This is a genomic window from Actinokineospora sp. (assembly GCF_052390155.1).
Lineage (GTDB): Bacteria > Actinomycetota > Actinomycetes > Mycobacteriales > Pseudonocardiaceae > Actinokineospora.
In genome coordinates, this window is sequence record NZ_JBQTHF010000046.1 from 1 (window position 1) to 20,081 (window position 20,081).

General features: G+C 71.3%; 20 protein-coding genes, 1 pseudogene and 1 riboswitch. Of the genes and pseudogenes, 3 read left to right on the forward strand and 18 right to left on the reverse strand.

What is annotated here, in order from left to right:
* Positions 1-411 (reverse strand): annotated as a pseudogene (locus tag ACT4N7_RS16345) (hypothetical protein); the annotation flags it as partial.
* Positions 412-776: 365 nt separating this feature from the next.
* Here ACT4N7_RS16345 and ACT4N7_RS16350 point away from each other — a divergent pair.
* Together ACT4N7_RS16350 and ku are read left to right on the forward strand one after the other, a co-directional pair.
* Entirely contained in the window at positions 777-1,559 is a 783-nt protein-coding gene (locus tag ACT4N7_RS16350) for a SigB/SigF/SigG family RNA polymerase sigma factor (RefSeq protein WP_444829591.1), read from the forward strand.
* 98 nt (positions 1,560-1,657) lie between these two features.
* Positions 1,658-2,620: a non-homologous end joining protein Ku gene (gene ku / locus ACT4N7_RS16355; RefSeq protein WP_444829592.1), complete on the forward strand. Its 963-nt coding sequence runs from the start codon at positions 1,658-1,660 to the stop codon at positions 2,618-2,620.
* 14 nt (positions 2,621-2,634) lie between these two features.
* Here ku and ACT4N7_RS16360 read toward each other — a convergent pair whose 3' ends face one another.
* From ACT4N7_RS16360 to ACT4N7_RS16420, 13 genes are all read right to left on the reverse strand, one after another.
* On the reverse strand, positions 2,635-3,039 hold the full coding sequence (locus ACT4N7_RS16360) for an Imm1 family immunity protein (RefSeq protein ID WP_444829593.1): 405 nt from the start codon (positions 3,037-3,039) through the stop codon (positions 2,635-2,637).
* Positions 3,027-3,476 carry a DddA-like double-stranded DNA deaminase toxin gene (locus tag ACT4N7_RS16365; protein WP_444829631.1) on the reverse strand — a complete coding sequence of 150 codons (450 nt, stop codon included), beginning with the start codon at positions 3,474-3,476 and terminating at the stop codon, positions 3,027-3,029. Before ACT4N7_RS16365 ends, ACT4N7_RS16360 begins: the two co-directional genes overlap by 13 nt.
* Complete coding sequence (locus tag ACT4N7_RS16370) at positions 3,370-4,743, reverse strand: L-serine ammonia-lyase (RefSeq protein WP_444829594.1); 1,374 nt, start codon at positions 4,741-4,743, stop codon at positions 3,370-3,372. The genes ACT4N7_RS16365 and ACT4N7_RS16370 overlap by 107 nt, the downstream gene beginning before the upstream one ends.
* A 71-nt stretch (positions 4,744-4,814) precedes the next feature.
* Positions 4,815-6,086: a serine hydroxymethyltransferase gene (gene glyA / locus ACT4N7_RS16375; protein ID WP_444829595.1), complete on the reverse strand. Its 1,272-nt coding sequence runs from the start codon at positions 6,084-6,086 to the stop codon at positions 4,815-4,817.
* Positions 6,087-6,094: 8 nt separating this feature from the next.
* Positions 6,095-6,472 carry a glycine cleavage system protein GcvH gene (gene gcvH / locus ACT4N7_RS16380; protein WP_444829596.1) on the reverse strand — a complete coding sequence of 126 codons (378 nt, stop codon included), beginning with the start codon at positions 6,470-6,472 and terminating at the stop codon, positions 6,095-6,097.
* An 18-nt stretch (positions 6,473-6,490) separates the two neighbouring features.
* Positions 6,491-7,591 carry a glycine cleavage system aminomethyltransferase GcvT gene (gene gcvT / locus ACT4N7_RS16385; RefSeq protein ID WP_444829597.1) on the reverse strand — a complete coding sequence of 367 codons (1,101 nt, stop codon included), beginning with the start codon at positions 7,589-7,591 and terminating at the stop codon, positions 6,491-6,493.
* Positions 7,592-7,879: 288 nt separating this feature from the next.
* Positions 7,880-7,974, reverse strand: a riboswitch (glycine riboswitch).
* 31 nt (positions 7,975-8,005) lie between these two features.
* Entirely contained in the window at positions 8,006-8,779 is a 774-nt protein-coding gene (locus ACT4N7_RS16390; protein WP_444829598.1) for an energy-coupling factor ABC transporter ATP-binding protein, read from the reverse strand.
* The gene (gene cbiQ, locus ACT4N7_RS16395) at positions 8,776-9,531 is read right to left on the reverse strand and encodes a cobalt ECF transporter T component CbiQ (protein ID WP_444829599.1); all 756 of its coding nucleotides are present in this window, start codon (positions 9,529-9,531) and stop codon (positions 8,776-8,778) included. Before cbiQ ends, ACT4N7_RS16390 begins: the two co-directional genes overlap by 4 nt.
* 2 nt (positions 9,532-9,533) lie before the next feature.
* Positions 9,534-9,896: a PDGLE domain-containing protein gene (locus ACT4N7_RS16400; protein ID WP_444829600.1), complete on the reverse strand. Its 363-nt coding sequence runs from the start codon at positions 9,894-9,896 to the stop codon at positions 9,534-9,536.
* Positions 9,893-10,600, reverse strand: coding sequence for an energy-coupling factor ABC transporter permease (locus ACT4N7_RS16405; protein ID WP_444829601.1), 708 nt, complete (start codon positions 10,598-10,600; stop codon positions 9,893-9,895). Before ACT4N7_RS16405 ends, ACT4N7_RS16400 begins: the two co-directional genes overlap by 4 nt.
* A 149-nt stretch (positions 10,601-10,749) precedes the next feature.
* The gene (locus tag ACT4N7_RS16410; RefSeq protein ID WP_444829602.1) at positions 10,750-11,832 is read right to left on the reverse strand and encodes an alcohol dehydrogenase catalytic domain-containing protein; all 1,083 of its coding nucleotides are present in this window, start codon (positions 11,830-11,832) and stop codon (positions 10,750-10,752) included.
* Positions 11,833-11,926: 94 nt separating this feature from the next.
* Positions 11,927-13,096 (reverse strand): acyl-CoA dehydrogenase family protein, encoded by a 1,170-nt coding sequence (locus ACT4N7_RS16415; RefSeq protein ID WP_444829603.1) that lies wholly within the window; start codon positions 13,094-13,096, stop codon positions 11,927-11,929.
* A 10-nt stretch (positions 13,097-13,106) separates the two neighbouring features.
* The gene (locus tag ACT4N7_RS16420) at positions 13,107-14,258 is read right to left on the reverse strand and encodes an acyl-CoA dehydrogenase family protein (protein ID WP_444829604.1); all 1,152 of its coding nucleotides are present in this window, start codon (positions 14,256-14,258) and stop codon (positions 13,107-13,109) included.
* A gap of 96 nt (positions 14,259-14,354) precedes the next feature.
* On the opposite strand from ACT4N7_RS16420, the gene ACT4N7_RS16425 reads away from it, so the two are divergent.
* Positions 14,355-15,035 (forward strand): TetR/AcrR family transcriptional regulator, encoded by a 681-nt coding sequence (locus ACT4N7_RS16425; protein WP_444829605.1) that lies wholly within the window; start codon positions 14,355-14,357, stop codon positions 15,033-15,035.
* Here ACT4N7_RS16425 and ACT4N7_RS16430 read toward each other — a convergent pair.
* The 4 genes from ACT4N7_RS16430 to ACT4N7_RS16445 are packed head-to-tail and all read right to left on the reverse strand — an operon-like array spanning position 14,974 to position 19,838.
* Complete coding sequence (locus ACT4N7_RS16430) at positions 14,974-15,576, reverse strand: GTP-binding protein (RefSeq protein WP_444829606.1); 603 nt, start codon at positions 15,574-15,576, stop codon at positions 14,974-14,976. The two genes, ACT4N7_RS16425 and ACT4N7_RS16430, sit on opposite strands and share 62 nt — an antisense overlap.
* Positions 15,557-16,159 carry a DUF742 domain-containing protein gene (locus ACT4N7_RS16435; RefSeq protein ID WP_444829607.1) on the reverse strand — a complete coding sequence of 201 codons (603 nt, stop codon included), beginning with the start codon at positions 16,157-16,159 and terminating at the stop codon, positions 15,557-15,559. The genes ACT4N7_RS16430 and ACT4N7_RS16435 overlap by 20 nt, the downstream gene beginning before the upstream one ends.
* A 7-nt stretch (positions 16,160-16,166) precedes the next feature.
* Positions 16,167-16,607: a roadblock/LC7 domain-containing protein gene (locus ACT4N7_RS16440; RefSeq protein ID WP_444829608.1), complete on the reverse strand. Its 441-nt coding sequence runs from the start codon at positions 16,605-16,607 to the stop codon at positions 16,167-16,169.
* 39 nt (positions 16,608-16,646) lie between these two features.
* Entirely contained in the window at positions 16,647-19,838 is a 3,192-nt protein-coding gene (locus tag ACT4N7_RS16445) for a nitrate- and nitrite sensing domain-containing protein (protein ID WP_444829609.1), read from the reverse strand.
* Between the last annotated feature and the right edge of the window lie 243 nt (positions 19,839-20,081).

The window sequence follows — 20,081 nt, forward strand, 5'->3', positions numbered from 1 at the left end:
GGCGGGGTCGCCCCTTTCGGGGCCCCCCCCCCGCGCCCCGCGGGCCTGGGGTCTCCGGGTGGGCTGGGGCCGCGGCCCCGCCCCGACCAGGATCAGGTTCCGAACGGTCTCCGGGAACTCGGCCACCAGCCTGGCGGCCACGGCGCCGAGCGCGACATGCGCGACGACCTGGGTCCGGGTTCGCCGGTCGGCCAGGGTCTCCAGCACGTCCTCGACAGGGTCCAGCGAACCCGCCCCGTCGGACACGCACCAGGCGATCTGGAAGCCCTGCTCCAGCGGCTGCCACGCGATCGGCAGCCCGGCGTCGAACACCTCGGCCGTGTCGAGGACGACGATCGCGGGGCCGTAGTCCAAGCCCCGCCACCTCGGTCTGGACCGCTGCTCGCCTCGGCCGGTCTCGCGCTGCCGCATGAAACGCCTCCTGAGAAGTCCGGTGTCCCGCAGGGACTACCCAGGTGGGGTGGGTTCAATCCGATTAGTGCGATTTCGCCGGTGGCGCGCGGGCCCGCCGTGATTCCGAAGTGGACGGTCCGCGCACCCGAGTTGTCGCGGGCGGCGCGGATGCCTACGGTGGAAGGGGCAGCGTTGAGCGGACAGCCGCGCTGGGGCCGTGGTCGCGAGGACCCACCCGGAGTGCCACGTTCTCGGCTGTGGGCGTACCCGTTTCGCCCGCCAGTCCGCACACCGACCGGAGGGAGCACGCCTGTGTCCGCGCACGACCCGGGGGACGGCGCCGACCCGGGCCGGATAACGGGGTGTCGCGGGGCGGTCACCTGGTGAGCACGGGAGTCCAGACGCCCGCGCACGAGTACAGCCACCTCGCGCCGGTGTTCGCGGAGCTGGCCGCGCTCGCGCCGACCGACCGGCGGCGCGGCGACCTGCGGGCCACGCTGGTCACCGGCCACCTGCCGTTGGCCGAGCACATCGCGCTGCGGTTCGCGCACCGCGGCGTGCCCCGCGAGGATCTGACGCAGGTCGCCACCGTGGGTCTGATCCACGCGGTCGACCGGTTCGACCCGGACCGCGGGGTCGACTTCTTGTCCTACGCGGTGCCCACGATCATGGGCGAGGTCCGCCGCCACTTCCGGGACACGGCCTGGTCGGTGCGGGTGCCGCGCAGGCTCAAGGAGCTGCACCTGGCCATCGCCGCGGCCAGCGGCGAACTGTCCCAGCGGGTCGGCCGGGCGCCGACGCCCAGCGAACTCGCCGAGCACCTGGGGATGAGCCGGGAGGACGTCTACGAGGGCCTCGCGGCGGGCCAGGTCTACCAGTCGGTGTCGCTGGACGAGGCGCTGTCCGACAGCGCGGCGTCGAACCCGCTCGGCGACACCCTCGGCGTGGACGACGCGGCGCTGGACGGCGTCGACAACCACGAGTCGCTGCGGCCGCTGATCGCGGCGCTGCCCGAGCGGGAACGGCACATCCTGCTGCTGCGGTTCTTCAGGAACATGACCCAGACCCAGATCGCCGAGCGGCTCGGCATCTCGCAGATGCACGTCTCGCGGCTGCTGACGCGCACACTGGGCCAATTGCGCACCCGCCTCACCGACGACGCGTGATCGACGTTCCGAATCGATCATGAGCGGGTCGAACAGGACTTATGGTGGTGGTGTGGTCCACACTGAACGGGACCGATGACAGCCCGGGGAGGCAGCGCGTGGCACGACCGATTTGGAGCGGGGCGATCAACTTCGGGCTCGTGACGGTCCCCGTCGAGCTGTACGGGGCCACCGAGGACCACACGATCAGCTTCCGGCAGTTCGAACGCGGCACGTCCGACCGCATCCGGTACAAGCGCGTCAACGAGCGCACCGGCCAGGAGGTCCCGTTCTCCGACATCGTCAAGGGCGCCGAGGTCGGCGGCGGCGACTACGTGATCATCGAGCCGGACGAGTTGGACCAGATCGCGCCGGGCCGGTCCCGCACGATCGACATCTCGGCGTTCGTGGACCTGGAGGAGATCGACCCGATCCACTTCCAGCGCACCTACTGGCTCGCGCCGGCCAAAGAGGAATACGGCAAGGCGTACGGCCTGCTGCTGCAGGCGATGCGCAAGACCAACCGGGCGGGCATCGCCACCTTCGTGATGCGCGGCAAGGAATACCTCACCGCCGTCCGGGCGGGCGAGGATCTGCTGATCCTGACCACCCTGCTGTTCGCCGAGGACATCCGCGACCCGGCCAAGGAACTCAAGTCGCTCCCGGAGATCACCCCCGCGCGCGGCAAAGAACTCGACATGGCCGTCTCCCTGATCGACTCGATGACCGAGGACTGGCAGGCCGACACCTACCACGACACCTACACCCAGCGCGTCGAACAGCTCATCGAGGACAAGAAGGAGGGCCGCGAGGTCGTCAGCGAGACCGAGCCGAGCCAGCCGACCAAGGTGGTCGACCTCTTCGACGCCCTCAGCAAGAGCGTGGAGAGCCGCAAGAAGCGCCGGGAAACGCCCGTCGAGGACGACAAGGCCACGGACTTGGCCGACCTCAGCAAGGCCGACCTCGACAAACTGGCCCGAGACCTCGACGTCAAGGGCCGCTCCAAGATGACCCGCGACGAACTCCGCGAGGCCGTGGCGAGCGCGCAGACCGCGAGCACCCGATCGAGCAAGGCTTCGTAGGCGACCACTGGGACTCAGTCGACCTGTTGCCAGGTGATGTCGGTTGGCCGGGCCCCATTGCTTGCCAATACCTGGTGGACGGCGCGGCGAACGACGGAGAGGGTGATCTCGGCGTTGCGGGGTATCTCGCGCACATGTCCCATGTAGTCGTACTCGACCATTGCGGTGTCAGTCGTCCCATCGCTGCTGAGTACGGAGCCCATCGGCCCGGCGTGCGCGATGAATCCGCGATTCTGCTTGACGTTGATTCCTATCTGGACGATGAACCACCCGCTTTCGCCGCGATGGGACAGTTCGATCAACGGCGGAACCTGGTAGTTCATCCCGTCGTCCAGTACACGATCCAACAGGCCGTCCAGCTCATCGCCCGTTCGGATCGTGACCGGCTCCCGAAGGTAGTAGGCAGCTAGCGCCACCATGGTTTGCCCCCTCCTGTGAATGTCTTCTCGTAGCCCGGAGCGTGCACAGTCAGCGTGTACCCGTCGGGTAGCACCACGGGAACCAATTCCTCGCAACCCAACGGACCGACACACGGCAAGTTGTTGACAATCAAGGTTATGTGCCTCATGGCGGGATCGTCTTTTCCTCGATCCCGCATGTAGGTCGCCAGCTTCAGTTCGACGTCTGCGGCGGTCGTGGCAGGCAGCTTCGGGCAGCCCAATTCGCGCAGAGTCTCGTTGACGCGCGGTGTCAGTTCATCCCCTCCGCTGACCATGAATTTGGTTGGTAATCGAAAGTCAAGTAGCCGCTCAGCATTCGATGACGTTGAGGGCGAGGCCGCCGCGGGAGGTTTCTTTGTATTTGGTGTGCATGTCGGCGCCGGTTTCGCGCATTGTTTTGATGACCTTGTCCAGATGGACCACGTGGGTGCCGTCGCCGCGGAGGGCCATTCGGGAGGCGTTGATGGCCTTGGTGGAGCCGACCGCGTTGCGTTCGATGCACGGGATCTGGACCAGGCCGCCGACTGGGTCGCAGGTGAGGCCGAGGTGGTGCTCCAGGCCGATCTCGGCCGCGTTCTCCACCTGGGCGACGGACCCGCCCAACACCGCGGTGAGGCCGGCGGCGGCCATCGCGCAGGCTGAGCCGACTTCGCCCTGGCAGCCGACTTCAGCACCCGAGATCGAGCCGGTTTCCTTGAGTACCACGCCGATCGCGGCGGCGGTGAGCAGGAAGTCGACCACGCCGTCCTCGCAGGCGACCGAGAGGAACCGGGTGTAGTAGTGCAGCACCGCGGGGATGATCCCGGCCGCGCCGTTGGTGGGAGCGGTGACGACGCGGCCGCCCGACGCGTTCTCCTCGTTGACCGCGAGGGCGTAGAGGCTGACCCAGTCCATCACGTACAGCGGATCGCCCGCGCCGTCCTCGGACAGCAGCTTCGCGTGCAGTGCCTTGGCGCGGCGCGGGACCTTGAGGCCGCCCGGCAGCACGCCGTCCTGTTCGCAGCCGCGGGTGACGCAGTCCTGCATGACCTGCCAGATGTGCAGCAGCCCCGACCGCACCTCCGCCTCGGTGCGCCACACCAACTCGTTGCGCAGCATGACCTGCGCGATCGTCAGCCCGCTCGACGCGCAGTGCGCGAGCAGTTCGGTCGCCGTGCGGAACGGGAACGGCACGGGCGTGGTGTCCGCGGAGATCACCGGACCGTCCGCGGCCGTCTCGTCCAGCACGAAACCGCCGCCGACGGAGTAGTACGTCCGCGACGCGAGCAGCGCGCCCGCGGCGTCCCACGCGGCGAAGGTCATGCCGTTGGGGTGCAGCGGCAGAGACTTGCGCCGGTGCATGACCAGGTCGTCGTCCTCGGCGAACGCGATCTCGTGTGTCCCGAGCAGCCGCACCCGGCCCGCCTCCCGGATGGCCGCGACGCGCACCGGCACGACGGCCGTGTCGATGTCCTCGGGGCGTTCGCCCTCCAGCCCCAGCAGCACCGCCTTGTTGCTGCCGTGGCCGTGCCCGGTGGCGCCGAGCGAGCCGAACAGCTCCACCCGCACCCGCGCCGTGGCGGCCAGCAGGCCGCCCTCGCGCAGTCCGGTGGCGAACATCAGCGCGGCGCGCATCGGGCCCACGGTGTGCGAGCTGGATGGGCCGATCCCGATGCTGAACAGGTCGAACACGCTGATCGCCACGACGATCCTCCACTGCTAGCGGCGCGCCGGGGGTCGCGCCGGGTACGGCGCGGCCCCCGGCGGGCCGTCGATCAGCCCAGCTCCGGGTAGAGCGGGCGGCGTTTCACCAGCAGGTCCACGCGGTCGCGCAGCTCCTGCCGGGTCTGGTCGTCGAAATCGGGCCGCAGCGCCACCGCGATGACGTCCGCGACCTCGGTGAAGTCCTCGGTGTCGAAGCCGCGGGTGGCCAGCGCGGGCGTGCCGATGCGCAGCCCGGAGGTGATCATCGGCGGCCGTGGGTCGAACGGCACCGCGTTGCGGTTGACCGTGATGCCGACCGAGTCGAGCCGGTCCTCGGCCTGCTGACCGTCCAGCGCCGAGTTCACCAGGTCGACCAGGACCAGGTGCACATCCGTGCCGCCGGTCAGCACCTTGACGCCCGCCGCCGCGCAGTCGGGCGCGGACAGTCGCTCGGCGAGAATCCGGGCGCCGTCGAGCACCCGGCGCTGCCGCTCGGCGAACTCCTCGGTCGCGGCGATCTTGAACGACACCGCCTTGGCCGCGATCACGTGCTCCAGCGGCCCGCCCTGCTGGCCGGGGAACACCGCGGAGTTGACCTTCTTCGCCAGCTCCTGGGTGCACAGCACGACGCCGCCACGCGGACCGCCGAGGGTCTTGTGCGTGGTGGTGGTGACGAGCTGGGCGTGCGGCATCGGGTTGGGGTGCAGGCCTGCCGCGACCAGCCCGGCGAAGTGCGCCATGTCGACCATGAGCAGCGCGCCGACCGAGTCCGCGATCCGGCGGAACTCGGCGAAGTCGAGCTGCCGCGGATAGGCGGACCAGCCCGCGATGATCAGCTTCGGCTTGCTCTCCTGGGCCAGCCGCTCGACCTCGGCCATGTCGACCAGACCGCTGTCCTTGTCGACGTGGTAGGCGACGACGTTGTAGAGCTTGCCGGAGAAGTTGATCCGCATGCCGTGCGTCAGGTGCCCGCCGTGGCTGAGGTCGAGGCCGAGGATGGTGTCGCCCGGGTTCAGCACGGCCACCATGGCCGCCGCGTTGGCCTGCGCGCCGGAGTGCGGCTGCACGTTGGCGTGCTCGGCGCCGAACAGCGCCTTGACCCGGTCGATCGCGAGCTGCTCGATGACGTCGACGTGCTCGCAGCCGCCGTAGTAGCGGCGGCCCGGGTAGCCCTCGGCGTACTTGTTGTTCAGCACCGAGCCGTTGGCCTCCAGCACGCCGATCGGCGCGAAGTTCTCCGACGCGATCATCTCCAGGGTCGTCTGCTGGCGGCGCAGCTCGGCACCGACCGCGGCGGCCACCTCGGGGTCGACCTCGGCAAGGGACTGTCCGAATGTGCTCATGTGCTCTCTCAGCTCTCGGTGGTCAGCTCGGCGTACGCGGCGGCGTCGAGCAGCTCGGGCTCGTCGTCCACCCGGACGCGGAACAGCCAGCCGTCGCCGAACGGGTCGATGTTGACCAGTTCGGGGCTGTCCACGACCGCTTCGTTGATCTCCACGACCTCGCCGTCGGCGGGCGCGAACAGGTCGCTGACCGACTTGGTCGACTCGATCTCGCCGCACACCTCACCCTTGGCGACCTTGTCGCCGACCGCGGGGAGCTGCACGAAGACCACGTCGCCGAGGGCGTCGGCGGCGTACTTCGTCACGCCCACGGTGGCCGCGCCGCCCTCGCCGAGGTCGACCCACTCGTGCTCGGCGGTGTAGCCGAGGTTCTCTGGAATGCTCATCTCTTCTCGATCTCCTGATCAGGCGGGACGCGTGTAGAAGGGCAGCTTGACGACCTCGACCGGGGTGACGGAGCCACGGATGTCGACCGCGAGGGCCGTGCCGGGCTCGCTGAGCGCGGCAGGCACGTACGCCATGGCGATCGGGTGGCCGAGAGTCGGGGAGAGGGCGCCGCTGGTGACGGTACCGACCGGCTCGCCGTCGGCGTCGAGCACCGAGTACCCGTGTCGGGCGGCGCGTTTGCCGGTGCCGGTGAGCCCGACGAGGACGCTGTCCGCGACGTCGGTGTCGCGGCGGCGCTCCAGTGCGGCGCGGCCGACGAAGTCCTCGGGCTTGTCGAACTTGACGACCCGGCCGAGGCCCGCGTCGAACGGGGTCTGCTCGGGGCCGAGTTCGTTGCCGTACAGCGGCATCCCGGCCTCCAGCCGCAGCGTGTCGCGGCACGCCAGACCGGCGGGGATCAGCCCGTGCTCCTGGCCCGCGTCGGTCAGCGCGCGCCAGACGTCGGTGGCCTTCGCGGCGTCGACATAGAGCTCGAAGCCGTCCTCGCCGGTGTAGCCGGTGCGGGCGAGCAGCACGTCGTGGCCCGCGGCCGTGGCCGGGACGCTGGCGTAGTACTTCAGCGCGTCCAGGTCGGCGCCCGTCACCGCGCGAACGATCGCGGGCGAGGTCGGGCCCTGCACGGCGATCAGCGCGGTGGTGACCGAGCGGTCGTCCACCTCGACGGCGAACCCGCCCGCCCGCTCGCGCAGCGCGGCGGCCACGGTGGCGGCGTTGGACGCGTTGGCCACCACCATGAAGCTGTCTTCGGCGAGCCGGTAGACCACGAGGTCGTCGAGCACGCCGCCCTCGGCGTCGCAGATCATTGTGTACCGCGCGCGGCCGGGCTTCACCGCCGACAGGTTGCCGACGAGCGCGTGGTCCAGGGCCCGGGCCGCTTCGGGGCCGGTCAGCCCGATCTCACCCATATGGCTGAGGTCGAACAGGCCGGACGCCGCGCGGACCGCCCGGTGCTCGGCCAGCTCGCTGCCGTAGCGCAGGGGCATCGCCCAGCCTGCGAAGTCGGTGAACGAGGCGCCGAGGGCCTCGTGCACCGCGTGCAGCGGGGAGGGGGTGCTCATGGAAGTTCGATCTCCTTCGGCGCGCTGAATACTGTCCTTGCAGCGTGACACGGCGGGCGCGCGAACGCCGCCCCGCCGGAAATGCTGTGGATGAATCGAGGGGATGTGGACAACCCAGGGGCGTTCAAGGCGAGCGACATCGGGAGCTCCTGCGGTAGGCAGGACGGGGCACACCCGTCCCACGGCTGGGAACTCCCCCTCTGTCATGGCACCTGAGAGCTTCGCCGCCGGAACGCGGCTTGCACCGTGGGTGAGGCGCCGGACTCGCGCCTGCTTTTCAGAGTGGCCTGGCCTGGAACGGTAGGTTTACCTGAGAGTTTCCGGGGAGTTTGCTCCTTCGGTGCCCCACCTGGAGTAGCTGGGGGCTCTCCCGTTCCGGCTCGTACGGCCCGGTATTCGGTTGTCGGGCGAACCCTAGTCGAGCCGGAACCCGAACGGAAGTTCCAGCCGGTGCGCGGCGAGCAGCGCGGTGTCGGTGAGCAGGTCGCGGGTGGGGCGGTCGGCGATCACCACGCCGTCGTCGATCAGCACGCTGCGCGGGCAGAGCTGCAAGGCGTACGGCAGGTCGTGGGTGACCATCAGTATCGTGCGGCCGAGGCCGAGCAGCACCTCGGCGAGTTCGCGCCGGGCGACGGGTTCGAGGTTCGCCGACGGCTCGTCCAGCACCAGGATCTCGGGGTCGCAGGCGAGCACGGTGGCCAGCGCGACGCGGCGGCGCTGGCCGCCGGACAGGTGCAGCGGCGAGCGGTCGGCGTGCCCGGCCATGCCCACGGCGTCGAGCGCCTGGCGGACCCGGGCGTCGAGCGCGGCCCCGCGCAGGCCGAAGTTGGCCGGTCCGAACGCCACGTCGTCGCGCACGGTCGGCATGAACAACTGGTCGTCGGGGTCCTGGAAGACGATGCCGACCCGCCTGCGGATCTCGCGCAGGTTCGCCTTCTGCACCGGCAGCCCGGCCACCTCGATCCGGCCCGCGCCGCCCGCGAGCACGCCGTTGAGGTGCAGCACGAGGGTGGTCTTGCCCGCGCCGTTGGGCCCGAGCACGGCGACCCGCTCCCCCGGCGCCACCCGCAGGTCGACGCCGAAGAGGGCCTGGTGGCCGTCGGGGTAGGCGTAGGCGAGGCGCTCGACGAGCAGGGCGGCCGGGGCGCGCGTGACCCCGGCGGCATCGGCGGCGACCTCCGGCGTCACGCCCACAGCGCCGTCCCGAGCACGGCCGCGGCCAGCGCGGCGGGCGCCAGACCGGCGAGCCAGGCGGCGCGGCCGACCGGACCCCCGCCCTGGTCGGGCATCATGCCCGCCCAACCGCGCGACACCATCGCGAGGTGCACCCGTTCGCCCCGCTCGTAGCTGCGGATGAACAGTGTGCCGATGCCGCGCGCGGTGGCGCCGACCTGCCACAGGAACCGCGGGTCGTGACCCCGGCAGATCCGCGCGGTGCGCATCCGCCTGGCCTCGGCCGCGATGACCTCCAGGTAGCGCAGCATCAGCGTGGCGATGGTGATCACCATCGCGGGCACCCGTAGCCGCTGCATACCGACTATCAGCTCACGCGGCGCGGTCGTGGCGGCCAGCGTCAGGGAGACCAGCACGCCGAGGGTGCCCTTGGCGAGAATGTTCCACCCGGCCAGCGCGCCCGGCTCGGACAGGCTCAGCCCGAACACCTCGAACCTGGGTTCTCCGTCGAGGAACGGCAGCGCCAGCGCGAGCACCACGAACGGCACCTCGATCAGCGCCCGCACCGCGATCCAGCGCGGCGGGATGTGCGCGACCGCCCACACGCAGGCGAGGAGTCCGAAGTAGACACCGAACGCCCAGAACGCGGTCCGCGGCGTGGACACCACGCACAGCACCAGCGCCAGCGCCGAGACGACCTTGACCTGCGGCGGCAGCCGGTGCACCGGGGAGGTGCCCGGCCGGTGCAGGAGGTGGCCCGCGCCCACCCCTAGTCCTTGACGGGCGCGGGCCGCCTGCGCAGCAGCCAGAACAGTCCGCCCGCCACGATCAGGGTGACCACCACGCCGATCACGCCCGCGAGCCCGGTCAGCGTGTCGTCGCCGCCCACGGTGTAGTCGGCCAGGGGGCCGGAGGCCAGCTCGTGCTCTTTCGCGTTCTGCGCTATGCACGAGCCGTTGAGCTGTTTGCCGCCGTCGGTCTCGACTACCTCGCAGCCGGACAGCGTGGCGTGGTCGAGGCCGTCGGGGTTGGAATCGGCCAGATAGGACACCCCGCCCGCCAGGACCAGCGCGACGAGCAGGAAGCCGAGCAGAAAGCGCAGGCTCTTGCGGTTGGCGGTCTCGGTGCTCATGCCCGCTCCACCTCCGGGGTGCGCAGTTCGAGCTGCCGCTGGGTGCCCCGCAGCAGGTAGACGAGGTCGGGCCGGACGGCGGCGACGGCGCCGACGGTCAGCGCGGTGATGACGCCCTCGCCGATGCCGATCAGGACGTGCACGCCGACGATGGTGGCCGCGACACCGCCGAGGGAGAACGCCGCGTCGCCGCCGAGCGCGAATTGCAGGACGAAGCCGAGCGACGCGACCACGGTGTTGAGCAGCGCGGCGACAAACGCCACCCCGATCAGACCGGTCCGGCCGCGGGCGGCCACGCGGCGCAGCGCGACCGCGACGAGGAAGCCCGCGGCGGTGCCGATGAGCGCCATGTTGGTGATGTTGGCGCCGAGTGCGGTCAGGCCGCCGTCGGCGAACACAAACGCCTGCACGACAAGCACGATCGACACGCAGAGCGCGCCGACCCAGGGGCCGACCAGGATCGCGGCGAGCGCACCGCCGAGCAGGTGGCCGCTCACCCCCGGCAGTACGGGGAAGTTGAGCATCTGCGTCGCGAAGACGAACGCCGCCACGAGGCCCGCCATGGGCGCGGTGCGGTCGTCGAGGTCGGCGCGGGCCTTGCCGGCGGCGATCGCGACGCCGACGACGGAGACGCCGATGAACAGCAGCGAGGTGGTGGTGTTGAGCAGGCCATCACTCATGTGCATCGCGACCGAGGTGGACATGGACACCTCCTTGCGGGACCGAAGTCCGCCCAGCCTAGTTGCCAAACGTCCGCTACCGCCAGAGCTTGGCAACAGCCTCGCGGTCGCACCACTGTCCATTCGGACGGTTTCCCGAGTCGGCTTGCCCGTACCCCGCGCGCTGGGACAAATTAGTCCAGACGGACGAGCGTGCGGCCGCCGCGGCCCGCGCGCATGTCCTCGAAGGCGGCCTCGATGCCGTCCAGGTCGGTGGTCGAGGTGACCAGCCCGCCGACGTCGAGCTGACCGGAGCCCACCAGCTCCAGCAGCCGGGGGACGTCGACGTCCGGGTCGGTGGAGCCGAACAGGCACCCGGTGAGCGTGCGGCCGAACCAGTACAGCTCCAGCGCGCTGAACTCGACCATCGCCTTGGCCGAGCCGACACCCACCACGACCACTTGGCCGCCGCGCCTGCTCGACGACCAGGCCGTGCGGATGGCCGCCGGGTGTCCGACGCACTCGAAGGCGACGTCGGCGCCGCGGCCGCCGGTCAGCGCGCGGACCGCTTTGGGCGCCTTGTCGTCGGACACGACGAAGTGGGTGGCGCCCTGGGCGAGGGCCAGCTCGGCCTTCGCCTCGTGCACGTCGAGCGCGATGATCGGGTCGGCACCGACGATCCGCGCGGCCTGCAGCACCGACAGCCCGATGCCGCCGACGCCGACCACCGCCACCGCCTGGCCCGCGGTGACCGCCGCGGTGTTGAACACCGCGCCCGCGCCGGTCAGCACCGCGCAGCCCAGCACGGCGGCCTGCGCCAGGGGCACGTCGGCCGGGATCTTCACCGCGCCCCGCTCGGGCACGATCGTCTCCTCGGCGAACGCGCCCGTGCCGAGCCCCGGGTACAGCGGCGTGCCGTCGGCGAGGGTGGCGTGCGGGACCCCGGCGGCGTCCGCCGCGCGCTCGCACAGGTAGGGCTCCCCCGACGCGCAGAACCAGCACTCGCGGCACGCGGGCGCCCAGTTGAGCAGCACGTGGTCGCCGGGAGCCACCCGGGTGACGCCGTCGCCGACCGACACCACGACGCCCGCGCCCTCGTGCCCGAGCACCGCGGGCACCGGCTGGCGCAGCGTGCCGTTGGCCAGGGACAGGTCCGAGTGGCAGACACCGGTGGCCGCGACCCGCACGCGCACCTGTCCCGGACCGGGCTCGGGCAGCACGATCTCGGTGACGTGCAACGGCTTTCCCTGCTCGGACAGCACAGCTGCCCTGACCATGTGGCTCACGGACGCCCCCTCGCAGGCTTCGGGACGCCGCTCGCGGACGCCCTGTGACACGGGTTCGCTCGCACGCTCGCTCCCTTCTTCGGTTCTAGCCGAGTGTGCCGGACACGCTCGCGTGCCCCTTGATCAGGTTGCGGGCGATCGTGCGGCGCTGGATCTCGTCGGTGCCCTCGTAGATGCGCAGCAGCCGCAGCTCGCGGTACCAGCGCTCGACCGGCAGCTCGCGGGTGTAGCCCATGCCGCCGTGGATCTGCAGCACCCGGTCGACGATCTCGTTGGCCTTGACGCCGCCGTAGAGCTTCGCGATCGACTGCCAGTGCCGGGAATCGCCGCCCTGGTCGACCACCCACGCGGCGTGCAGCACCAGCCACCGCAGCGCCTCGATCTCCACCGCGGAGTCGGCCAGCATCCACTGGATCGCCTGCCGGTTGGCGATCGGCTCGCCGAAGGTGACCCGGGTGTTGGCCTGCCCGATCGCCATCTCCACCAGCCGCTCGCAGCCGCCGAGCGCCCGTGCGGGCAGCAGGTAGCGGCCGCGGCCGATCCATTTCATGGCCAGCTCGAAGCCGCGGCCGACCTCGCCGAGGATGTTCTCCTTCGGCACCCGCACGTCCTCGAACACCAGCGCCGCGGGACCCCACTCGCCCATGGTGTCGATGTACTCCGAACGCCAGCCCGCCGCGCGGTCGACCAGGAAGCAGGTGACGCCGCCGTCGGCGCCCTTCGCCTTGTCCGTCACGGCGAACACCATCGTGAAGTCGGCCTCGTTGCCGCCGGTGATGAACGTCTTCTCCCCGTTGATGATCCAGTCCGTGCCGTCCTGCCTGGCGGAGCAGCGGATTGCCTTCGCGTCCGACCCGGCGCCGGGTTCGGTGATCGCGAAGCAGGAGCGGCGCTCGCCCGCGATCGTCGGTAGCAGGTAGCGCTGCTTCTGTTCTTCGTTGGCGAAATAGAGGATGTTGTCCGCGTCGCCGCCGAACCGGAACGGCACGAACGAGCGGCCGAGTTCGACCTCCAGCAGCGCGGTCAGCACCGCGCCCAGGCCCATGCCGCCGTACTCCTCCGGCGTCTGCACGCCCCAGAAGCCGGACTCCTTCGCCTTGAGCTGCAACGAGGTCAGCTCGTCGCGGGTGAGGCCGGGCTGGTGGGCGCGCTCGCGGCGCAGCACCTCCGGCTCCAGCGGCTGGATCTCCTTGCGCACGAAGGTGCGCACCCAGTCCCGTACCTCGCGCTCTTCCTCACTCAGACCGAAATCCACGACTCCACCTTCAGACGAATGCGTTGATGCCGGTCAGCGAACGGCCGATCAGCAGTTTCTGGATCTGGCTGGTGCCCTCGTAGAGCGTCATCACGCGGGCGTCGCGCAGGAACTTCGCGACCGGGTACTCGTCGAGGTAGCCGTAGCCGCCGAACACCTGGATCGCCAGGTTCGCCGCGGTGACGGCGTTCTCGCTGGCGAACAGCTTCGCCATGGACGCCTCGGTGCCGAACGGTTTCCCGCGCTCGATCAGGTCGGCGACCCGCCACACCAGCAGCCGCGCCGCGTCGGTGGCCACCGCCATGTCGGCCAGCATCTCCTGCACGAGTTGGTAACCGGCGATCGGCTTGCCGAACTGGGTGCGCTCGCCCGCGTACTTCACGCTGGCCTCAAGCGCGCCCTTGGCCAGTCCGACACACCCGGCGGCCACCGACATCCGGCCTTTGTCCAAAGCGGACATGGCGATCCGAAAGCCGACGCCTTCCTCGCCAAGGCGCGCGGAATCGGGCACCCGCACGCCGTCGAGCACAAGCTCCCCTGTGGACTGTCCACGTAGGCCGAGCTTGCCCTTGATCTCCCGGTGCGCGAAGCCCGCCACCGCGGTCGGCACCAGGAACGCGCTGATCCCCTTGGGCCCGGGGCCGCCGCTGCGCGCGAAGATCAGCGCGACGTCGGCCCAGGTTCCGTTGGTGATGAACATCTTCGAACCGGTGAGCACCCAGTCGTCGCCGTCGCGCACGGCCCGGGTGGACAGGTTGGCGGCGTCGGAGCCGGTATCGGGCTCGGTGAGGCCGAAGCAGGCCAGCGACTCGCCGGAACTGATCCGGGGCAGCCAGTGCCGCTTCTGCTCCTCGGTGCCGTAGCCCGCGATCGACTTGCCGACCAGGCCGAGCGAGACCGAGACGATGCCGCGGATCGCGGAGTCGCCGCGGCCGAGTTCCTCCATCATCAGGCAGTACGCCAGGTGGTCGCCGCCGGAGCCGCCGTACTCCTCCGGGATGGTCATGCCGAGGAAGCCGACCGCGCCGAGCTTGCCGACGATGGCGCGGTCCACCTGCTCGCGGCGATCCCACTCGGCGGCGTTGGGCACGACCTCGCGGTCGATGAAGTCCCTGGCGAGATCCCACAGCGCCTGCTGCTCGCGGGTGAGGGCCAGATCCATCGCGTCTCCCGTCGGTAAACCATACGGTGTTAGGTTTACCAGGATAGGATCAGTCGACCTGTCCCGGCAACCACCGCCGGGGGTGAGGTGGGAGACATGCCGCGGCCGAGCACGCCGATCCTGAGCCGGGAGCGCATCCGGGCGAGCGCCCTAGCCATGATCGACAGCGCCGGCCTGGCCGGGTTGTCGATGCGCAAGCTGGCGAGCGAACTCGGCGTGCGCGCACCGTCGCTCTACAGCCACTACCGCACGAAAGACGAGCTGCTACAGGACATCGCCGACGATATCGTGTCCACAGTGGACGTCCGGGACTTCGCGGCCGCGGACTGGGCGGCGGGCCTGCGCACGTGGGCGCGGTCCTACCGGGCGGCGCTGGCCGCGCACCCGAACATGGTGCCGCTGCTGGCCACCGGACCGGCGCGCCGGCCCGCGGCGCTGGAGCGCGCGGACGCCGTACACGGCGGTCTGGTGCGCGCGGGCTGGCCGCCGCGCTACGCCACCATGATCGGCGCGTCGACCAAATACCTCGTCCTCGGCGCGGCGATAAGCTCGTTCTCCCGAGGATTCGAGGACGACGTGCAGGTGTACGTGGACCGCTACCCGCACCTGACGCAGGCACACCGGCTGCGCGAGCACGCCGACGAGATCGACGCGGACAGCTTCGAGCTGGCGCTGGACGCCTTCGTGGCCGGCCTCACCCGGCTGCACGCACGGGTCAGCTCACCCCGGCGCCGTGCAGCGCGACCCACCGGCGCATCGAGTACTCCACCATCGTGATCAGCGCCTGCTTGACCGACTCCCGGTCGCGCGCGTCGCAGGTCACGATCGGTACCTCGTGGCCGATGGCGAGCGCGTCGCGGACTTCTTCGAGGTCGTGGCCGAGCACGCCGTCGAAGCAGTTCAGCCCGATCACATAGGGCAGGCCGCGCTCCTCGAAGAAGTCGATCGGGGAGAACGAGTCGGCCAGCCGCCGGGTGTCGGCGAGCACGACGGCACCGATGGCGCCGCGCACCAGGTCGTCCCACATGAACCAGAACCGTTGCTGGCCCGGCGTGCCGAACAGGTAGAGCACCAGGTCCGAGTCGAGGGAGACGCGGCCGAAGTCCATCGCCACCGTGGTGGTGGTCTTGTTGGGGGTCGCGGAGGTGTCGTCGATGCCCGTGCTGGCGCTGGTCATCACGGCCTCGGTGGTCAGCGGCATGATCTCCGAGACCGACCCGACGAACGTGGTCTTGCCCGCTCCGAAGCCGCCCGCCACGACGATTTTGACCGAGGTCAGCGTGGGAGCCGCCGTGTCCTCATAGCCGACGGAGTCCACTCAGTACCCTTTCCATCAACACCAGGTGCGCCCGGTTGGCGCCGCCGGTAGCGGTCTTGTGCACGGTGACCAGGCCGAGTTGGGCCATGTCGCCCAACAGGACCTTGGCGACGCCCAGCGGGGCGCCCAACAGCGTGGCGACCTCGGCGACCGAGCGCGGCTCGCGGCACAGCGCGCCGATCGCCCGGTGCTCCGACTCGGCGAACATCGTCAGGTCGGCGGCACGGTCGCTGGTGGACACCATGGTCTCCAGGCGCAGTTCGAACGTGGAGCGGGTACGCCCCCGGGTCCACGCGTAGGGCCGGACGATCGCCGCGTCCGACGGCAGGTCGACCGACTCCGGCAGCCGCTCGACCCGCACGACCGGCGGCGGGGGCGGTGGTGCGGGCGCCTCGCCCGCGTCCCGCTCCGGCCACGGCCAGTCCGGCTCGACGACGCCGTCGGCCACCACGTCCGCCTGCGGCGGCGGTGCGTCCACTTCGGACTTGCGGCGCTTGCGCCTGCGCCCGCCGCCGAGGGTGAGACCGTTCATCACATCGGCGATGGTCTGCTCGGGCGGCTCGGCGCCCCAGTCGCTGCTCATGCGGCGGTCATGCGGGCTGCCCCACCATCCTCCCGGCTGCCCCCTGCAGGGCCGCGCGGAGCTCCGGGGTGAGGATCTGCCCGACACGGTCGACCATCATCGTCATCTCGTACGCCACCTGACCGATGTCGCAGGTCGGGGACGCGAGGACGGCAAGGCACGACCCGTCGCTGACGGCCATCAGGAGCATGATCCCGCGCTCCATCTCGACCACGGTCTCCTTGACCGTGCCCGCCTCGAAGCAGCGGGCCGCGCCCTGGGTGAGGCTGACCAACCCGGAGGCCACGGCCGCGAGCTGGTCGGCCCGGTCGACCGGCAGCCGCGCCGACGAGGTGAGCAGCAAGCCGTCGGCGGAGACCACCACGGCGTGCGCCACGCCGGTGACCCGCTCCGCGAAGTCGTTGACCAACCATCCGAACTGGCTTGGCTTGGACTGCGTGGACGTCATCGTGCTCCATTCCTGGTGAGGCCGTTCGCGGGCCGGAGCTCAGGCATCGCCGTCGCTCCGCCCGTGGTCGTGGTCGTGACTGCCCGCACCCCGCTGGGCGAGGCTGCTGCGGCCGCGGCCGATGCCGCGCTGCAGGCTGCCGAGCCGGGCGCGCAACGCCTCCGCGTCGCGCTCGACGCGGACCGGCTCGACGCCGGGCACCGGGTCGAGGCTGCCGGGCAGCAGCCGCTCGCGCGGGGTGCGCCGCGGCAGTCCGCCGGTGGTCCGGGTGTCCGGCGCCGGCGCGGATCGGGCCACCGCGTCGGCGGCCTGCCAGCCGGCGTCGGCAGCGAAGCGCCAGCGCGCGCCGCGCAGGTCGAGGCCCTCGGACCGGCCGTGCGCGGGGCCCGTGTGGTGGGCGCCGCGCGCGCGGTGGACGCCGCGCTGGTAGCTGGAGAGCCGGGTCCGCAGTTCCTCGGCGTCGCGGTCCGGGATGGGAGCCGACAGTGAGACGCGCTGTTCGGCGCTGCCGGGCACCAGGTTCTGCCGGGGCGTGCGGCGCGGCAGGCCGGTGTTGGTGAACTCGTCCGGCTCGGCGGCCGAGACCGCGCGGGCCGCACTGAAACCCTGGTCGGCGGCGAAGTCCCAGCCCGGTCCGCGCCGGGCGTCGGCCTCGGTCGAGGTCGGGTCGTCGGTGACCGCGCGGAACCAGGCGGAGACCATCTCGTCGAAGATCGGCGTGGTCTCGTGGATGCCGGGCTCCGGGCGCGCGCCGGGCACCCGCTCGTGCACGATCGTGGTGTCCCACCAGCCGCTGGTGTCGTCGACCTGCTCGGGCCTGCTCGGCAGCACCGGGGTGAACAGCGCCTCGGGGCTGACCGGCGGGGCCGGGTCGGCGGGGACCGGGTGGCTCGGCCAGGACGCGGGCGGCACGTCGATCGGCTTGCTCTCCCGCCGGGGCAGCGGCACGTCGTCGGCCCGCTCGACGGGCTCGCGCGGCGGGGGCACCGTCTCGGGCATCTCGGCGCCGTCGCCCTTGGTGAACATGCCCAGCATGTCCGAAGTGGACGCTCCATTGGTGCCCGCGCGCCGGGGCAGCCCCACGCCGTTGGCGGTGGGCGGGTGGCCGTTGCGGTGCCCGTTGGCGGGTTTGCCGTTGGCGGGCTTTCCGTTGGCGGGCCCCACTTCCCGGCGCTGCGCCTGCTCGACGCTCGCGACCGGCGGCTGCGGCGCGTCGGCCGCGCCGACCGACACCAGCTCGCTGGGCACGGTGATCGTGGCGCGCAGACCGGCCGGGCTGCCGGGACGCAACTGCACCCGCACGCCGTGTCGGGCGGCCAGCCTGCCGACGACGAACAGGCCCATCCGGCGCGACGTGGTCGCGTCGACCGTGCCGGTGTCGTCGAGGCGGCCGTTGGCGTGGTCGAGTTCCTGCTCGGTCATGCCGATGCCGCGGTCGATCACCTCGATGCGGATGGCGCCCGCGTCGCCGTGGTGGCTGGAGATCGACACCTGGGTGGCGGGGGCGGAGAACGCGGCGGCGTTGTCGAGCAGTTCGGCGGTGAGCCGGACCAGGTCGCCGACCGCGTAGCCGACCACCAGCACCGTCGGCGGCGGTTGGATGACCACGCGCTGGTACTGCTCGATCTCGGACACCGCGGCGCGCAGCAGGTCCGCCAGGCTGGCGGGCTGCTGGGCGCGGCGGGCAAGGTCGCTGCCGGAGAGCACCATGAGGTTCTCGTTGTTGCGGCGCATCCGGGTGGCGAGGTGGTCGAGCTGGAACAGCGTGGCGAGCTGGTCGGCGTCCTCCTCGTCGCGTTCGAGCCGTTCGAGGAGCTGGAGCTGCCGCTGCACCAGGCCCTGGCTGCGCCGGGACAGGTTGACGAAGACGCCCGCGTAGTTGGCCCGCAGGCCCGCCTGCTCGGTGGCCAGGCGCAGCGCCTGCTGGTGCACCGCGTCGAACGCGCGGGCCACCTGGCCCACCTCGTCGGCGGACTGCACCGGGACGAGGTCGATGACGACGTCGCCCTCCTTGACGTCCATGCCGTCGCGGATGCGGGCGACCGCGGCGGGCAGCCGGTTCCTGGCGACGTCGAGCGCCGTGCGGCGCAGCGTGGCCAGCGACCGCAGGAGCTGCCTGCCGATGATGATCATGACCGCTGCGGCGGCGACCAGCGCGACGATGAGGATGACCGAGGCGAGGCCCGCGGCGTCGCTCGCCGAGTCCTGCAGCGCCGCCGACCCGGTGGTGATCTGCCTGCCGAGCTGGCCGCTGACGTTGCTGATCCGCCCGGAGGTCTGCTCGGCGGCGCTGTTCCAGTCGACCGAGGTGATCGGCAGCGGGATGCCCGCCACCGGCCCGGCGCCCGAGCCGTCGCCGAGCACCAGGCGCAGCAGCGCGACCCGGTTGGCCACGCCGGGCACGTCCAGCAGCCGGTCGTACTCGGCTTGCTGGGCCGGGGTGGCGATGGCGCGGAAGTCGGCCGTGCGCTCCTCCAGGCGAGCCTGCGAGCCGCGCAGCGCGTCGAGTTCCTCGGCGCTGAGCCCGCCGCGCGCGATGCCGAGCCCGACGAGGCCCTGCTGGAAGTAGACCTCCTCCTTGGCGGCTTCGAGGTCGTGCAGCGCGGCCGCGGTGCCCGCCAGCGCGGGGTCGGCGATCTCCTCGGCCGCGGCGCGGTCGAAGCCGAGCAGCGCCCGGATGACCATGGTGTAGCCGGTGAGCGCGGTGGAGCCGTCGATCTCGCGGGCGGCGACCCTGGCGCGCAGCGCGTCGAGTTCGCCGAAGCGGGCGGTGACGTCGGCGTAGCGCACCTGGGTGACCTCGTTGGCGAAGTCGGCGCGGTCGGCCGAGGTGACCAGCGACAGGCGCGCGGCGTTGACGCTCAACTGCTCGGCCATCAGCTCCACGGCGACATCGCGGGAGCCGGTGGTGAGCAGCACGGCGGCCTTGGTGCGCTCGCGCTGCAGCCAGGTGAGCGTCTTGCGCAGGTCGTCGTTGACCGCGACGAACTGGTCGACGCGGCGGTAGGAGTCGGCGCGGTCGATCTGGGCGCCGATCTGCAGGGCGCCGAGCACGATCGCGAAGACGACGGGGACCAGGATGACGGCGCCGAGCTTGACCAGGATGCTCCAGTCGCGCCATCGGGTGATGGCGGACCACCACCTGGGCGCGCCGCCGGCTTCCCCACCGGCGGGTGCCCGATGCGTCGCCGCACCGGTGGGGGTGTCGGCGTTGGGGACGGTTTCTGTCACGCGCAATCCTCCGCGACGGACTCAGGGAGCTGTCGGAATAACAGCCTCACCGCGCCGCTCTCCCTTCCACGACGAATACTCGGCAGCGCTGATGCAACTCTTGGGCAGTAGCTGGCACAACAGGAACAACACACGGACGGAACCACGTTTAGCCGATTCCCGAGCCGGTCGGCGCCCCTCCCCGGACATCGATGACTCGCATGGGAACTCGCCGACAGAGCGTACCGCAATCCGACGATCGGG

Coding starts and splice junctions, on each gene's coding strand:
- ACT4N7_RS16360 (WP_444829593.1), bottom strand. CDS start 3,039: ATGGTGGCGCTAGCTGCCTACTACCTTCGGGAGCCGGTCACGATCCGA.
- glyA (WP_444829595.1), bottom strand. CDS start 6,086: ATGAGCACATTCGGACAGTCCCTTGCCGAGGTCGACCCCGAGGTGGCC.
- gcvH (WP_444829596.1), bottom strand. CDS start 6,472: ATGAGCATTCCAGAGAACCTCGGCTACACCGCCGAGCACGAGTGGGTC.
- gcvT (WP_444829597.1), bottom strand. CDS start 7,591: ATGAGCACCCCCTCCCCGCTGCACGCGGTGCACGAGGCCCTCGGCGCC.
- ACT4N7_RS16400 (WP_444829600.1), bottom strand. CDS start 9,896: ATGAGCACCGAGACCGCCAACCGCAAGAGCCTGCGCTTTCTGCTCGGC.
- ACT4N7_RS16405 (WP_444829601.1), bottom strand. CDS start 10,600: ATGTCCACCTCGGTCGCGATGCACATGAGTGATGGCCTGCTCAACACC.
- ACT4N7_RS16410 (WP_444829602.1), bottom strand. CDS start 11,832: ATGGTCAGGGCAGCTGTGCTGTCCGAGCAGGGAAAGCCGTTGCACGTC.
- ACT4N7_RS16420 (WP_444829604.1), bottom strand. CDS start 14,258: ATGGATCTGGCCCTCACCCGCGAGCAGCAGGCGCTGTGGGATCTCGCC.
- ACT4N7_RS16425 (WP_444829605.1), top strand. CDS start 14,355: ATGCCGCGGCCGAGCACGCCGATCCTGAGCCGGGAGCGCATCCGGGCG.
- ACT4N7_RS16435 (WP_444829607.1), bottom strand. CDS start 16,159: ATGAGCAGCGACTGGGGCGCCGAGCCGCCCGAGCAGACCATCGCCGAT.
- ACT4N7_RS16440 (WP_444829608.1), bottom strand. CDS start 16,607: ATGACGTCCACGCAGTCCAAGCCAAGCCAGTTCGGATGGTTGGTCAAC.